We start from the raw sequence: 13,950 nt of genomic DNA, 5'->3' as shown, positions 1-13,950 counted from the left end.
TCAGGTTTTAGACGACAGTCTCATCTTTCGCCACCGTACTGTGCAACGGAGGACTATAGCAATGTAACTGATCGTTCTTGTCATGGATAATAATAGCGAATATCATCGCCCGAGTTTCTGTATCGGTTGTATCCCAGAGAATGTCAAGCAATACATCTAGTGCTCCACTACAGTCCATTGTATCAATCCAATCGGCAGTTACCCGTAGGAAGTACGATGTGCTGCTGTCGCCAGGATATGCCTCATCCAGACAATGAGCCCTTAATTGGTAGCCTTTCTCAGCACAGGCCAATACAAAAGGCTGAAGTTTAGTTTCTAGTGTGTCTCTATCCATTCTAATAATCCACCTGGATCTTTCAACGCGTTCAGCAGACTACGCATATCGGTTTTGGACTTCATCGTACCGACAGGTAGGTACCTGCAATTCTCATCCCATTTACCAAACAATAACGAGTTTGTTTTCATTATCAGTCGATTCGTGCTTTTAGCTTGATCGAACTGTGCTTTCAAACCACTGTATACAAGTAGTTGAAAAAGATTGTGAACCTTGACAGCCTTACGAACATCAGCGATTTTCAGATGCTGTCTCTGTTCAGCTGAATCACCGCCCTGCTCATTGAACAGATTGGGGATTCCAAACCGATCACAAATTTTGGCCTTGAGCATGAGCTCAACACTGTATCCTGCTAGATAAAATGAGCCATCGAGCAAATTACCTTCACAAAGACATAGGGCTTCGTCTATACGAACTCGGGCTATTTTTCTAATCTCATCAGGATCGGTCATATCAATAAAGTAAGTCCGTTTTAGGCAAATACCCAAATTACTGAACAGGTTCGTAGTGACAGTCAGCTTTCAACTCATTCAGGCACGCCAGACACAGGCATTGCCCGTCGTATTCGAACAGGGCAATGTCGCGTATATACTCCGTTTCGGCTTTCGATAGTCCGATGTACTGACAGTCGCAGTGCAGCACCGAGTTGACTTTGCAGGTAAAGAGCTGACCACAGCGCGGACAGCTGTCGATGGCGTGTTTTGGCATACTGTGTAACCTGGACGTCCAGGTTACACAGTTAACCCAACCTGTCTAGTCATCGTTCGCGGTAGACCGTGTAACCTGGAGCCGCGCCGGCGGCCACCGTAGCGCGGGCCAGTCCAGGCTACTCACCGGCGGTATTGTGGGAAGTTTCGGCCACACGTTCGGTCGTATTTGCGTACGTTTGCGGTACGATAGTACACTACCAACCTGAACGTATGTCGGACCGAAAACCCCTGATTTTAGTAACCAACGACGACGGCATCACCGCATCCGGTATCCGGACCCTGGTCGAACTGATGCAACAGCTGGGCACTGTGGTCGTTGTTGCCCCCAATAGCCCGCAGTCGGGTATGGGCCATGCCATCACCATTTCCAGCCCGCTCCGACTTTACCCGTCCGAGATCTTCGACGATGTCATTGCCTACGAATGCTCCGGCACCCCCGCCGACTGTGTCAAGCTGGCCAAGCACCACGTACTGAAAGATAAAGCGCCGGATCTGGTTGTCAGCGGTATCAACCACGGTAGCAACACCTCGATCAGTGTGCTGTATTCGGGCACCATGTCGGCGGCTATTGAAGCCGCGCTGGAAGGTATCCCCGCCATCGGCTTCTCGCTCAACGATTTCACCCGACAAGCCGACTTCTCGCATACGCACGACCACATCCTGACCATCGCCCGGCAGGTGCTGGAACGCGGTATGCCCAAAGGCACGGCGCTGAACGTCAACTTCCCGGCGCGGGCGGCCGAGCCGATTCAGGGCATCCGTATCTGCCGGCAGGCCAATGCCAAATGGCAGGAGGTGTTTGACGAACGACGCGACCCCCACGGCCGCCGGTACTTCTGGCTGGCCGGTGAATTCGTCAACTTCGACACGCAGGCCGAAGACACCGATGAATACGCCATCGCGCAGAACTACACCTCGATCGTACCCTGTCAGTATGACCTGACAGCCTACGGTCTACTCGACGAATTGAAAGACTGGAAGATGTAATCCTGGTTCACGGTTTTCGGTATACAGTTTACAGTCGCCATAGCAGGCTCTCTGTGCTACAAGCTGCCCCCCGAAAACCGTATACCGCAAACTGTAAACTGTACATGGCTCTTCTGGGTAGCTTGCTTAAAACCGGTATTCGCCTGACGAATGCCGCCCGCCGTCGCCACTCAAGTGCGTATCGGCAGCAGCGTAAAGTATTTCGCAAACTGGTCGGCAAAGCCCGGCATACGGCGTTCGGACAGGCCTATGGCTTTGAGGAACTGGCACATGCGGCAGAATTCGGCACCGGACACGCGTTCTATCAGCAGTTCAAAGCGCGCGTACCCATCCACGATTACAACCGGATGTTCGACAACTGGTGGAAGCGAACGCTCGATGGCGAACGCGACGTAACCTGGCCGGGACGGGTAAAATATTTCGCCCTGAGTTCGGGGACGTCGGAAGCCGCGTCGAAGTATATCCCGGTCACGAAGGCGATGTCGAAAGCGATTCAGCGCACCAGCATCCGGCAAATCCTGACCCTGGGTCGCTACCAGAATCTACCGTCGACGCTTTACGAAAAAGGTTACCTAATGCTGGGTGGAAGCACCAACCTCAACGTCCGCGAAGGGCATTACGAGGGCGACCTGAGCGGCATCACGGCCAGTCAGATTCCGTTCTGGTTTCAGCGGTTTTACAAACCTGGCCGGGAAATCGCGCAGGAACGCGACTGGGCCCGCAAACTCGACGAGATTACTGAGCAGGCGGGCAACTGGGATATTGGCTACGTCGTGGGCGTTCCGGCCTGGATTCAGTTGCTGATGGAGAAAATCATTGCCCGCTACAACGTCAAAACGATTCACGACGTCTGGCCGAACCTGATGGTCTTCTGTCACGGTGGCGTATCGTTCGAACCGTACCGGGCCGGATTCGAGAAATTACTCGCCCACCCAATCACGTACATCGAGACTTACCTGGCGTCGGAAGGTTTCATCGCTTACCAAACGCACCCCAACGCGCAGGGGATGAATCTGGTCACCAACAACGGGTTGTTCTTTGAATTTATTCCGTTCAACGAGCAGAACTTCACCTCCGACGGCGATCTGGCCGAACAGCCCGAAACGCTGATGATCGACGAGATCGAGGAAGGCCGTGAATACGCCTTGCTGCTGTCGACCTGCTCCGGTGCCTGGCGTTACCTGATCGGCGACACAATCCGGTTCATCGACAAGCAACGGGCTGAAATCGTCATTACGGGACGTACACGGCACTTTTTGAGTCTATGCGGGGAGCATCTGTCCGTCGACAACATGAACAAAGCCATCGAACTGGTGTCCGACGAGTTGGACATCGCTATCCGGGAATTCACCGTGCTGGGTGTCAGCCACGATACTTTGTTTGCGCACCATTGGTACATCGGTACCGACGACGCAGTTGATGCCGCCACGGTAGCGGAACGGATCGACGCGCACCTGAAAGATCTGAACGACGACTATGCCGTTGAACGGCGTCACGCACTCAAGGATATTACGGTAACGGTACTGCCAACAGCCACCTTCTATCAATGGATGGAATCGCGCGGTAAAATTGGTGGGCAGCATAAGTTTCCGCGCGTCCTGAAAAAGAATCTGGCAACGGAATGGCAGACGTTTCTTAGCGGACAAACGGGACCGCCCAGTCAATAAACAGGTGACTGTCGGGTAGGTTACGCGTCAATCTTATGTAAGTACATTAATGAAAGATTAACGCAAAGTCGGTTAGGTGTCGCATCGTAACCCGCTAGCTGGTTGTCAGCCAGTAAGCCGCATTTACTGGCGTTGCTTAAAACGGCTTGTGAGTCCCCCCCAACCCCTACCCGATGTCCCGAATTTCTTCTCTCTTCACCGGAACGGCAAAGACATCGTTTCTTGCCGTCGCCCGACTGATGGGCGTTACGTTTCTCGACAAGCCGCAGACGGTCGACCTGCTCCATCCCTACCAGAAAGCCTTCTGCCCGGCTACGCAACACGTACTGCCTGCGGTCGCTGACCTGACAACCCCCGACCGACTCCTGTTTGCCCAGGAACTGGCCGAAAGCATGCCGGCCTATGTCTGGCAGTATGAGCGGGGCAACCAACCGGCGCGTCAGCTCCGCTGCGGGAACCTACTCATTGATGGCCGCGTGCTTTGTACCGACTACGGCAACCAGTATCTGCTGCGCGATAGTTTACGCCCCGGCAAGCGGCAACCTGTCGAGGTCGATACACTCATTGCGCCCTTTGGTCAATACCAGGACGGCATTGCATTCGGTGGCTATTACGATTTCATCTATCTGGTAGCCGCCAAGCTAAGCCGCATGCAGCAAGCCTTGCCCAATGGCTTTCCCGCCGACGCGGTTGTTGCCTATCCGCTGTTTCATACCCAGTACGAGCGTGAGTTTCTGGCGCATATGGGCTTTCGGCCGGAGCAAATTATCGATAGCCGTCAGTACGACATTCGGTTCAGACGCTGCCTGTTGGGCAACAACGGTCACTGGTTCTACCCGAACGCACACGACGTGCAGGCGATTCACCAACAACTGGCACCCCTGATCCAGCCATCACCTGTACGCAATCGACTGTACATCAGCCGCTCTGGGCGACGACGGGTTCTCAACGAGGACAAACTGGTTCAGATGCTCGGTCAGTACGAGTTTGAGTACGTCGAAGACAAAGCCCGTTCACTGAGTGAGCAGTTGTCGATTTACAACCGGGCTTCGTTTCTGATCGGCCCACACGGCGCTTCGTTTTCCAACCTGATCTGGAGTCAGCCGGGCACACAGCTGGTCGAACTGTTTTCACCGAACTACACCCCCAATTTCTTTCAGTATCTGTCGGCCTTGACGGGGCTGCGGTACGCAGCTACGCGGCAGGGCAAACCCGATCCGGCCCGGCCCAACGACCTGATTGAAGACATGACGGTCGACGTGTCTGCACTCGAACGACACCTGAATCAGTTGCTCGAAACGGAAGATAAAGGCCTGCTGCATACCTAAATCGGCGATTTCCCGGCGGATGTCGATCCTTTTCTGCTGGACAGTGTTATCCAGGTAACCCGTCCAGACTGATCAGAACGGAGACCCGGAACAATTGTTAACTGAGCAACTGATTTATGGAAACGCTGAATTTCAAAACTAACATAAAGTGTGGTGCCTGCGTGGCAACCGTAACGCCTTTTCTAAACGATATCGAACAACTCGACGGCTGGAACGTCGACACAAGCAGCCCCGACCGAATCCTGACCGTGCAGACTACCGATACGCGGATCGGTGATGAGGTGCGTAAGGCTGTCGAAAAAGCAGGCTACAAAGCCGAACCAATGGCCGAACGGCCGTAGAACTATCAATTTCCAGCTTCATTCTAAAGCAAGCAAAGGGGCCGGTCGTTGGGAAAACGATCGGCCCTTTTGCTTGCTCTTTTTGTCATCCCGACGCAGGAGGGATCTTCGGTAATAAGCAGGCTGATTAGCCATTCCCGAAGATCCCTCCTGCGTCGGGATGACAAATAAAACAACTAGCTAGCCAACTACCAGTTCAGCAATTTAGAAGCGGGTTCGAGCAAGCGATTGTAGGCGATATTGGCGGCTCCGATCAGGAAAACGACACCCGTTACGCGGTTGAAAATCGTGACGACGCGGGGTGTAAAAAATCGCTTGAGCCGGTTGGCGTAGTACGCCAGTGCCGACTCCGTAGCGAACACGCCGACCAGACTGGCGATCATAAAAGCGTACTGCTCGCCAACGGTGTAATGCAGGTGTGTTCGGATATAGGCGACGATCGCCACCCAGGCCACGAAATTGACGGGGTTCAGTGCGTTCAGAAAGAAGCCGGTGGTAAAGTAATAGATGAAGTTGCCGAAGCGCGTTTGCGGATATGCCAGCCGGGGGGTGCCCTTAAAGATATTGACCAGCCCCATAGCGACCAGAAACACCACGCCAACAGCAGCCATAGCCGTTTCAAACCCCTTGATCGGTGGTAAGAAGGAAGTTCCGAACAGGGCAGCGGCCACGAACAATATGTCGCCGGTGATAACACCGAACACGATTTTCATGCCCGACCGGAAGCCGTTGTCGACGCTATTTTGAATCAGGGCAAAAAAGACGGTTCCAAACGTCAGACAAAGGCCCGCCCCCAGCAGGAACCCATAAAGAATCGGTAGCAAAATGGTTGTCGGTTTACGGTTTACAGTTCACGGTAGTCGCCCAATGCGGATAGCGGGCAACCTACGGCACACACTATACCGTAAACTGAAAACCGACGCTTTTGTCATATTCCCCGTAGCCGGGCGACGATCAGCAGGGCGCTGACACTAAGTGCATCCGTGATTTCACTGCGCATGGCCATCTCGACAGCCTCGCCCAATGGTAACCGCCGGACATGCAGTTGTTCCGTGTCTTCGGGTTCGTGGTCGCCCTGTTCCAGTTCTTCGGCGATATAGAGAAAGCCTTCTTCGTCGGTGGCGGAGTTGGACGTATGGATGCGGGCAATTTTGGTCCAGCGCTGCGCGATCAGCCCCGTTTCTTCCCGCAGTTCACGCCGGGCCGATTCCAGCGGGTCGGTACCGACGGGCGAGCCCCCTTCTGGAATTTCCCACGAGTATTCGTTGAGCGGGTACCGGTATTGCCCAACCAGATAGGTGTAGCCTTCGGCATCGATCGGCACTACGCCGACGGCTTTATTTTTAAAGCTGACCACGCCGTAAATGCCCGGTGTCCCGGCTGGCGTAACGACGTCTTCGTGCCGGATCGACAGCCACGGATTCTCGTAACGGACCGTCGAGTTGAGCGTCTGCCAGGGGTTTTCAGTCGTATTCATACCGGCGAAAGTACGAACTTTTCGTAGGCGACGGCTACCTTTACGGTTCATTATGCAGTCGATTCAACAACTAAAATACCGCTGGATGGGTATCTCGCTCGGTTTGAGCGTGGTACTGCTGGTGGTCAAATTTACCGCTTACTTTCTAACCTATTCAACGGCCATCCTGACCGATGCGGTCGAATCGATCGTCAATGTCGTCGCCAGTGGCTTTGCGTTTTACAGCATTTATCTGGCCGGTTTACCCCGCGATCAGAACCACCCGTACGGCCACGGTAAGGTCGAATTTCTGTCGTCAGGCTTTGAGGGTGCCATGATTCTGTCGGCCGGGCTGGTCATCGTCTGGCAGTCGATCCTCAGCTTTTTTGAACCCCACGCGCTGGCTAACCTCGACTGGGGTGTTCTCCTGGTCGGCATAACGGCAGCAGCCAATGCCTTTGTGGGGTACCGACTGATTAACATCGGTAAACGCGTCGACTCGCTGGCGCTGATGGCCGACGGACGACATCTGCTCACCGACGTCTTTAGCAGTGTTGTCGTCATGCTGGCCGTCGGGCTGGTCTGGGCAACGGGCCTGACCTGGCTCGATCCGGTCCTGTCGATGGTCCTGGCGCTGGTCATTATTTACAACGGCTTTCAACTGGCCCGTCAGTCGGTGGCCCGGCTGATGGATGAAACCGACATCCCGACGCTCGACCGGGTCGTCACGCTCCTGAACGTCCACAAAGACGCAAACTGGATCGACGTACATAACCTGCGCGTGCAGAAATACGGAGCCGATCTCCACGTCGACTGCCACCTGACACTGCCTTACTACTGGGATTTAAACCGCGTCCATGACGAAGTGCATCATTTTGAGGATACGCTCAAGGAAGGCTTTCAGGCGGAAGTGGAAATATTCGTCCATGCCGACCCCTGCGTGCGGGAATGCTGTTCGTACTGCCGCGTGGCCGACTGCCCCGTTCGCAGCATGGCGTTTGTCCGCGACGTCGACTGGACAGCCGACAATTTACCGCTGAACCAGAAGCATTCGCCACCCGTGTTCAGCCCGGAATAAGAACATTAAGTCAACGAAAAAGCGCCGGGTATCATCCGGCGCTTTTTCGTTTTACCTGCCAACCAACTGGCTCGTTACTCGCCTTTTTTTCGTTCGGCTTCGAGGGCCAGGACGTTGTTGTTGGCGATTTTGATATCGGCGGGGAGCTTGCCCAGCGGCTTTACTTCTACGTACTGATCGCCCTGCCGGGTGATTTCAATTTTCTGCTTCCGGAACGGGATCGTATCGGCGGTAGAACGGCTGGTAACAAACATGAATTTACCTTCTCCGTCATCAAGAATGGCGGTGCGGGGTATGGCTGTCTTACTGACGTACTCACCTGTCCCGACAATACGGGCCTGTACACTCATATCAGCCGCCAGCATCTCGCCCTTGGGCCGCGTAAAATTGACGTGCAGCGTAATGGCATTGTTTTCATCGTCGACGGCGCGGGAGATATAGGCCACAGTACCTTTCACCGTCGGCAGTGAGCGGTTGACGAAGCTGAGATCGATGGTTTGTCCCTCACGCACGAAGTCAGCATCCTTCTCGTAGACAAATACGTTGGCTTCGATCCGGTCAGGGTTAATGATTTCGGCCAGCAGTGTCTGCGGCTGTACCAGCGCACCGATGTTTTCGTGAAATTCCGAGATATAGCCGTTGATCGGCGAGCGGATAATGAGCGTCGCCGTCATGCTGCCCCCCTTCCCAATTCCGTTGGTACTAACACCGATCAGACGCAGTTTGTCGCGCAACGACATCTCGCGGGCACGGGCGGCTTTCAGCTTGGCGTCGGCCGACTGGTATTGCGACAGCACACCGATATTACTTTTCCGCAACTCGTTCTGCCGGTTGTATTCGGCCAGCAGGAACTCCGCTTCGCTATGCGCTTCGGCGTACTGATTCTGTAATTCCAGCAGTTGAAAACTAGCCAGTTGCACGATCGGCTGCCCGGCGCTAACCCGCTGTCCTTCGCGCACGTAAATCTTGTTGATTTTCCCCTCGATGTGGCTACTTACCTCTGCCCGGCTGTCGGGCAGCAGCGCCAGCACGCCATTGGCCAGAATAACGGGCTTCAGCGGCTGCGTTTTGTAGCTGATCATGTCGACATTCACCAGCCCCAGCTGGCGGGGGGTCAGCCGCACGGTGTCGGCACTCCCGGACGAGGCTTTGGCAGCGGGGCCATCGGGTGAGTCGTTCGTAGCGGTTTCCCGCCCGCTTTCTTTCTCGCTGGTGTCTTTGCTGTTCGAGTCGCTACAGGCGCTCAGACCAGCCATTGCCAGCAGCGCCATTCCTACGTATATCGTTGTCTGTTTCATGGTCGGTTTACAGTTTTCAGTCTACGGTTTTCGGTGGTTCGCCACGGACTGTGACCTGTAAACCGAAAACCAAAAACCGGTTTTATTCCCCCTTCAGGTAGTTGAGCGTGACAACGGCCTGGTTGTAGTTGCGCAGGGCTTCGAGGTACCCAAAGCGTATCTTGAACGCCTGCTGTACGTTGAGCAGGTAATCGTAGTACCCGATGCTACCCAGCCGATAACCGTCACCAGCCGCTTTGACGATCTCGTCGGCCTGTCGCAAGCCAATCGTTTCGTAATAATCGACCGCTTCCGTGTATTGCAGCAGATCAGCGTAGCCTTTGTCATAATCGCCCTGCAATTCGTAATTGTTTAGCTTGATCTGACTTTTGGCGATTTCGACGTCGGTCTTGGCCGCATTGATGCGCGAACTCGCCACCCAGCCCCAGACGGGCAGCGACAGACCGAACCGGAATCGATACAGCATCGGCGACTCCGGCCCGCCCTGATTCAGATAACCGACGATGATATTGGGCAACCGTCGTTTCCGTTCGAGCACCAGCGCGGCTTCGTTCAGCACCTGATTCTGTTTGTAATAGTCCGTCTGCGGGTTACGGATAAACGTACTATCGGTGGTCAGAAACGGGTCGGTGAACCTCATCTTCTGGAACGGCCCGGTAGCCCGTAGCGACGTATCGTTGGGGGTACCGATTAGTAACCCCAGTTGAATCCGGTTGCTGCGAACCTGCGCCCGCGTCTGGTCGAGCTGATACTGCAATTCCTGTTGCTGCGACCGGGCGTTGAGCACTTCAATCCGCGAGATCTGTCCCACGCGCTGCCGCACCTCCGTTACCTGCGTGAACACGCGCAACAGACTGTCCTGCCGCCGGTAGTTATTGATGCTTTCGCGCAGGTACAGCAGGTTGTTGTAGGTGGTACGGACGTTATAGCGGATCGTATTGGTCGTTACCGCCTTTTCACGCTGACTCAGCTTTACCTGCTGCTCCTGTACGACGCGTTGATTTTTGTAGACGGTCGGCAGGGACACCGGCAGCAGTATGCCGGGCTGGAAACGCGTTGTCGTCGGTGCTTCAAAGATCAGCTCCGGCCCCGACAGACTGAGCGCCCCCGGAATCAGCGCCCGTTGTTTATCGATGCGCAGGTTGGCCACGTTGACCTGCGGGTTGTTTTCCTGCGCCAGGTCGAGCGCCTGCTGGAGGGTAATAACCCGGCGCGACTGACCGGGTTGCGCGTTTGTCAGTTGGGTAAGCAGCAGAGCCACGGCGGCTCCGGTTAGTGACAGGTGTTTATTCATACAGCGTCGGCTTCTTGTTCCTGGTGGGTGGGGGTAATTACACGGGGGGATACCATGGCGTAGAGTACGGGGAGAATGATCAGTGTCAGCACGGTAGCCGTCAGCAGGCCACCGATCACGACGGTTGCCAGCGGCTTCTGTACCTCGGCACCGACACTGGTCGAGGTAGCCATCGGCATAAAGCCCAGCGCGGCTACGAATGAGGTCATCAGTACGGGGCGTAATCGGTCTTTCAGGCCCTGGAGCACGCGTTCGTTCGGGTCTTCAATGCCTTCCGCGCCCAGGGCGTTGAAGTGGCTGACCAGCAGGATACCGTTCAGCACGGCCACCCCAAACAAGGCAATGAAGCCGACACCGGCCGAAATACTGAAGTTCATGTCCCGCAGCAGCAGCGAGAAGATACCACCTACCGCCGACAGCGGCACAACGGCGTAAATCAGCAGGCTGTCGCGGAAGTTACCGAACGTCAGGTAAAGCAGCCCGAAAATGACCAGCAGCGAAATCGGCAGCACGATCGACAGGCGGTCTTTGGCGCGGCTGAAGTTTTCAAACTCACCGCCGTACGTGATCGAATACTCAGCGGGTAGTTTCACTTTCGCGTTGACGGCCTTGATTACATCGTTGACCACCGACTCCAGATCGCGCTCCCGCACGTTGAAGCCGACGTTCACCAGGCGCTTCATGTCGACGTGGGTAATCTCCGACGGGCCAACGTCTTCGGTGATATCCGCCAGTTCGCGCAGTGGAATCGGGTTGTTGTTCTGATCGTTGACGAGCAGATTGGCGATGGCTTCGGGCCGGACCCGGTCGTCGCCCGCCAGCCGGAACGTCAGGTCGAACCGCTTGTCGCCTTCGTACACAACCCCGGCGGTTGCGCCACCAAAGGCCATCTGAATCGCCCGGTTGATCTGCTCGACCTTGATACCGTGCAAGGCCAGCCGATGCCGGTCGTATTTGATGTTCAGTTGCGGCAGGCCGAATACTTTACTAGCTTTCACGTCGACCGCGCCGGGTACCTGCCGCACCACGCCGATAACCTCCCGCATTTTTTTCACCAGCGTGTCGAGATTATCGCCGTACAACTGCGCGACGACATCGGTACGGGCTCCATTCATCATATCGTTGACCCGGCTTTCGATGGGCTGCGTAATGGCGTAGACCGGTCCCGGATACTGCGCCATGAAATCATTCACTTTCACCGCCAGTTCCTGCTGCCGCCCCGCCTTTTTCCAGGTTTCCTTCGGCGTCAGCGACAGGTATAACTCCTGCGATTCGAGCGGCAGCGGGTCGACTTTCACTTCCGACGTGCCAATCTTGGACACGATGCTTTGAATCTCGTCGGGAAACGCTTTCAGCAGCGCGCCCTGAAACTCCTGACTCAACCGAATCGATTCGGTAAGCGGGGTACCCGTCGGTAAGTCCATGTCGATCACCATGTCGCCTTCCTGAAGTTTAGGAATAAACTCCCCCCCGATCCGGCTGAAGCCGATGACACCCAGTACCAGAATCCCGGCGGCAACGGCCACGACGACATATTTGGCCCGGAGCGCGGCCGCCAGTACAGGTCGTAGTCCCCGGTAGAAAAACTGGACAATCTTCTCCGAAAAACCGTGATCGTGCGCCGATTTGGGGGGCCGCAGCAACAGCGCACTCATCATCGGCACGTAGGTAATCGACAGCAGCAGGGCACCCAGAATGGCGAAGCCGACTGTCTTCGCCATGGGCGAGAACATCTTGCCTTCGACGCCTTCCAGGGTCAGAATGGGAAAATATACGATCAGGATAATCAGGCCACCGAACACAACGGACCGTTTCACTTCCGACGTTGCACTGGTAATCAGCGTCTGCCGTTCCTTGTACGTCATTTTGGTCGACTTCCCAGCGGCCTTGGCTTCTTCCTGATGTTTGGCCATGGCCAGCGCCAGAAACAGTACCGCCGATTCAACGACAATGATTGCCGGGTCGACCAGCAGACCGAAGTCGATAGCGCCGAGGCTCATGATGTTACCGACGATACCAAGTTGGCCCATCCAGATAAAGGCGAACAGCATCGCCAGCGGAATCACCGAAGCCGCCAGCAAGCTCGCCCGCCAGTTGCCGAGCAGTACCAGAATAACGATAACGACGATAGCAGCCCCTTCGAGCAGGTTGTGCGCGACGGTATTGATGGCCGCCGTCACGATTTCGGACCGGTCGAGGAATGGCTCGATCACCAGGCCCTTCGGCATCCCCTTCTGAATGTCGACAAAGCGTTCTTTCAACCGGTTAATGACCTCGTTGCCGTTGGCCCCTTTCATCATCAGAATCGACCCACCAACGACTTCGCCCTGCCCGTTACGGCTTAGCGCCCCAAACCGCAGCGCGTGCCCCATGTCGACGTCGGCCACGTCGCGTACCAGTACCGGTGCGTTGCCGTTTTTGCGAATAACCGTCTGCGCGATTTCATCGAGACTGTTGACCAGACCGATACCGCGAATGGTAAAGGCCTTGTTGTCTTTCTCGATGTATGCGCCCCCGGTATTGCCATTACCCTGCGACAGAGCCGCGTACAGGTCATCGACCGTGACGCCCAGTGCCCGCATCCGTTCGGGCTTGAGCTTGGCCTGATACTCCTTGCTGTACCCCCCGTAACCACTGACGTCGGCGATCCCCGGCATACCAAGTAGTTTCCGCCGAACGTACCAGTCCTGAATCGTACGAATTTCGGTAAGTGTATAGCCGGGGTTATTCGGGTCTTTGGGCCGGATAACATATTGATAAATTTCGCCTAAGCCGGTAGAAACCGGACCCAGCACGGGCGTACCGGCCCCATCGGGAATGTCGGCCTTGACCGATTCGAGCCGCTCGAAGACCTGCTGACGCGCCCAGTAGATGTCGGTTTGATCGGTGAAGATAAGCTTGACAACCGACGACCCGAATTTGGACACCGACCTCGTTTCGACCAGCCCCGGAATGTTGGCCATGGCCATCTCCAGCGGTATGGTGATGAACTTCTCAATCTCCAGCGACGACAGATTCGGCGAGTTGGTAATGACGTCGACCTGTTGGGTTGTTACGTCGGGAACGGCGTCGATAGGCAGTTTTTTTAGGGAATACCCACCAGCCAGAATAAGCAATAGGACAAGAAAACCAATCGTCCAGGGACTTCGTACACTGAACGCAATCAGCCGATCGATCATAAGCACAGTACGTTGAAATTACCGGCAGTAATCCGATACATACCGGCAGCGAGGGCTCTCGTAGCCACACACCGATTAGAGTTAAAATAGGATTAAAGAGAAAAAGGTTTCCCAAAGATGCCGTTCACGTTGCCCTAAAACGCCCAACGCGGCAATCAGTCAGGCTAACTGGCTTACGACAGAACGTCGTCTACGCTGGCGATTACGCCTTTTCCCGCCTGAGCACTTTTACTCATTTTTTTAAGAATCACTTAACAACGCTTTAACAACAGCTTAAT

At 55.2% G+C, this 13,950-nt stretch carries 12 protein-coding genes; 5 read left to right on the top strand and 7 right to left on the bottom strand.

Features of this window, described 5'->3' with window-relative positions:
- Positions 1 to 315 precede the first annotated feature (315 nt).
- Positions 316 to 786 (bottom strand): hypothetical protein, encoded by a 471-nt coding sequence (locus CLV58_RS16455; protein ID WP_106138922.1) that lies wholly within the window; start codon positions 784 to 786, stop codon positions 316 to 318.
- A gap of 37 nt (positions 787 to 823) precedes the next feature.
- Positions 824 to 1,042 carry a cysteine-rich CWC family protein gene (locus CLV58_RS16450; protein WP_106138921.1) on the bottom strand — a complete coding sequence of 73 codons (219 nt, stop codon included), beginning with the start codon at positions 1,040 to 1,042 and terminating at the stop codon, positions 824 to 826.
- A 212-nt stretch (positions 1,043 to 1,254) separates the two neighbouring features.
- Here CLV58_RS16450 and surE point away from each other — a divergent pair, with 212 nt between their 5' ends.
- The 4 genes from surE (at position 1,255) to CLV58_RS16430 (ending at position 5,367) form a co-directional block, all read left to right on the top strand.
- A complete protein-coding gene (gene surE / locus CLV58_RS16445) occupies positions 1,255 to 2,031 on the top strand; it encodes a 5'/3'-nucleotidase SurE (protein WP_106138920.1) in 777 nt (258 codons plus the stop codon).
- A gap of 104 nt (positions 2,032 to 2,135) precedes the next feature.
- Positions 2,136 to 3,698: a GH3 family acyl-acid amido synthetase gene (locus CLV58_RS16440; RefSeq protein ID WP_106138919.1), complete on the top strand. Its 1,563-nt coding sequence runs from the start codon at positions 2,136 to 2,138 to the stop codon at positions 3,696 to 3,698.
- Positions 3,699 to 3,871: 173 nt separating this feature from the next.
- The gene (locus tag CLV58_RS16435; RefSeq protein WP_106138918.1) at positions 3,872 to 5,026 is read left to right on the top strand and encodes a glycosyltransferase family 61 protein; all 1,155 of its coding nucleotides are present in this window, start codon (positions 3,872 to 3,874) and stop codon (positions 5,024 to 5,026) included.
- 116 nt (positions 5,027 to 5,142) lie between these two features.
- Positions 5,143 to 5,367, top strand: coding sequence for a heavy-metal-associated domain-containing protein (locus CLV58_RS16430; protein ID WP_106138917.1), 225 nt, complete (start codon positions 5,143 to 5,145; stop codon positions 5,365 to 5,367).
- Positions 5,368 to 5,555: 188 nt separating this feature from the next.
- Here CLV58_RS16430 and CLV58_RS16425 read toward each other — a convergent pair whose 3' ends face one another.
- Both CLV58_RS16425 and CLV58_RS16420 read right to left on the bottom strand, forming a co-directional pair.
- The gene (locus tag CLV58_RS16425) at positions 5,556 to 6,194 is read right to left on the bottom strand and encodes a LysE family translocator (protein WP_106138916.1); all 639 of its coding nucleotides are present in this window, start codon (positions 6,192 to 6,194) and stop codon (positions 5,556 to 5,558) included.
- 101 nt (positions 6,195 to 6,295) lie between these two features.
- Positions 6,296 to 6,844, bottom strand: coding sequence for an NUDIX domain-containing protein (locus CLV58_RS16420; RefSeq protein WP_106138937.1), 549 nt, complete (start codon positions 6,842 to 6,844; stop codon positions 6,296 to 6,298).
- Between the two features lie 52 nt (positions 6,845 to 6,896).
- Here CLV58_RS16420 and CLV58_RS16415 point away from each other — a divergent pair, with 52 nt between their 5' ends.
- Complete coding sequence (locus tag CLV58_RS16415; RefSeq protein WP_106138915.1) at positions 6,897 to 7,901, top strand: cation diffusion facilitator family transporter; 1,005 nt, start codon at positions 6,897 to 6,899, stop codon at positions 7,899 to 7,901.
- 74 nt (positions 7,902 to 7,975) lie between these two features.
- Here the strand turns inward: CLV58_RS16415 and CLV58_RS16410 are convergent, their stop codons facing one another.
- From CLV58_RS16410 to CLV58_RS16400, 3 genes are all read right to left on the bottom strand, one after another.
- Entirely contained in the window at positions 7,976 to 9,199 is a 1,224-nt protein-coding gene (locus CLV58_RS16410) for an efflux RND transporter periplasmic adaptor subunit (protein WP_106138914.1), read from the bottom strand.
- 82 nt (positions 9,200 to 9,281) lie between these two features.
- A complete protein-coding gene (locus CLV58_RS16405) occupies positions 9,282 to 10,493 on the bottom strand; it encodes a TolC family protein (RefSeq protein WP_106138913.1) in 1,212 nt (403 codons plus the stop codon).
- Positions 10,490 to 13,672 carry an efflux RND transporter permease subunit gene (locus tag CLV58_RS16400; protein ID WP_106138912.1) on the bottom strand — a complete coding sequence of 1,061 codons (3,183 nt, stop codon included), beginning with the start codon at positions 13,670 to 13,672 and terminating at the stop codon, positions 10,490 to 10,492. Before CLV58_RS16400 ends, CLV58_RS16405 begins: the two co-directional genes overlap by 4 nt.
- Between the last annotated feature and the right edge of the window lie 278 nt (positions 13,673 to 13,950).

This window comes from Spirosoma oryzae, assembly GCF_003002825.1.
In the GTDB taxonomy this organism is placed as follows: domain Bacteria; phylum Bacteroidota; class Bacteroidia; order Cytophagales; family Spirosomataceae; genus Spirosoma; species Spirosoma oryzae.
This window is presented reverse-complemented; position numbering and strand designations above follow the sequence as displayed.

What these genes read in the sequence shown, in the direction of transcription:
- CLV58_RS16455 (WP_106138922.1), bottom strand. Translation starts at nt 786, where the DNA reads ATGACCGATCCTGATGAGATTAGAAAAATAGCCCGAGTTCGTATAGAC.
- CLV58_RS16450 (WP_106138921.1), bottom strand. Translation starts at nt 1,042, where the DNA reads ATGCCAAAACACGCCATCGACAGCTGTCCGCGCTGTGGTCAGCTCTTT.
- surE (WP_106138920.1), top strand. Translation starts at nt 1,255, where the DNA reads ATGTCGGACCGAAAACCCCTGATTTTAGTAACCAACGACGACGGCATC.
- CLV58_RS16440 (WP_106138919.1), top strand. Translation starts at nt 2,136, where the DNA reads ATGGCTCTTCTGGGTAGCTTGCTTAAAACCGGTATTCGCCTGACGAAT.
- CLV58_RS16435 (WP_106138918.1), top strand. Translation starts at nt 3,872, where the DNA reads ATGTCCCGAATTTCTTCTCTCTTCACCGGAACGGCAAAGACATCGTTT.
- CLV58_RS16430 (WP_106138917.1), top strand. Translation starts at nt 5,143, where the DNA reads ATGGAAACGCTGAATTTCAAAACTAACATAAAGTGTGGTGCCTGCGTG.
- CLV58_RS16420 (WP_106138937.1), bottom strand. Translation starts at nt 6,844, where the DNA reads ATGAATACGACTGAAAACCCCTGGCAGACGCTCAACTCGACGGTCCGT.
- CLV58_RS16415 (WP_106138915.1), top strand. Translation starts at nt 6,897, where the DNA reads ATGCAGTCGATTCAACAACTAAAATACCGCTGGATGGGTATCTCGCTC.
- CLV58_RS16410 (WP_106138914.1), bottom strand. Translation starts at nt 9,199, where the DNA reads ATGAAACAGACAACGATATACGTAGGAATGGCGCTGCTGGCAATGGCT.
- CLV58_RS16405 (WP_106138913.1), bottom strand. Translation starts at nt 10,493, where the DNA reads ATGAATAAACACCTGTCACTAACCGGAGCCGCCGTGGCTCTGCTGCTT.
- CLV58_RS16400 (WP_106138912.1), bottom strand. Translation starts at nt 13,672, where the DNA reads ATGATCGATCGGCTGATTGCGTTCAGTGTACGAAGTCCCTGGACGATT.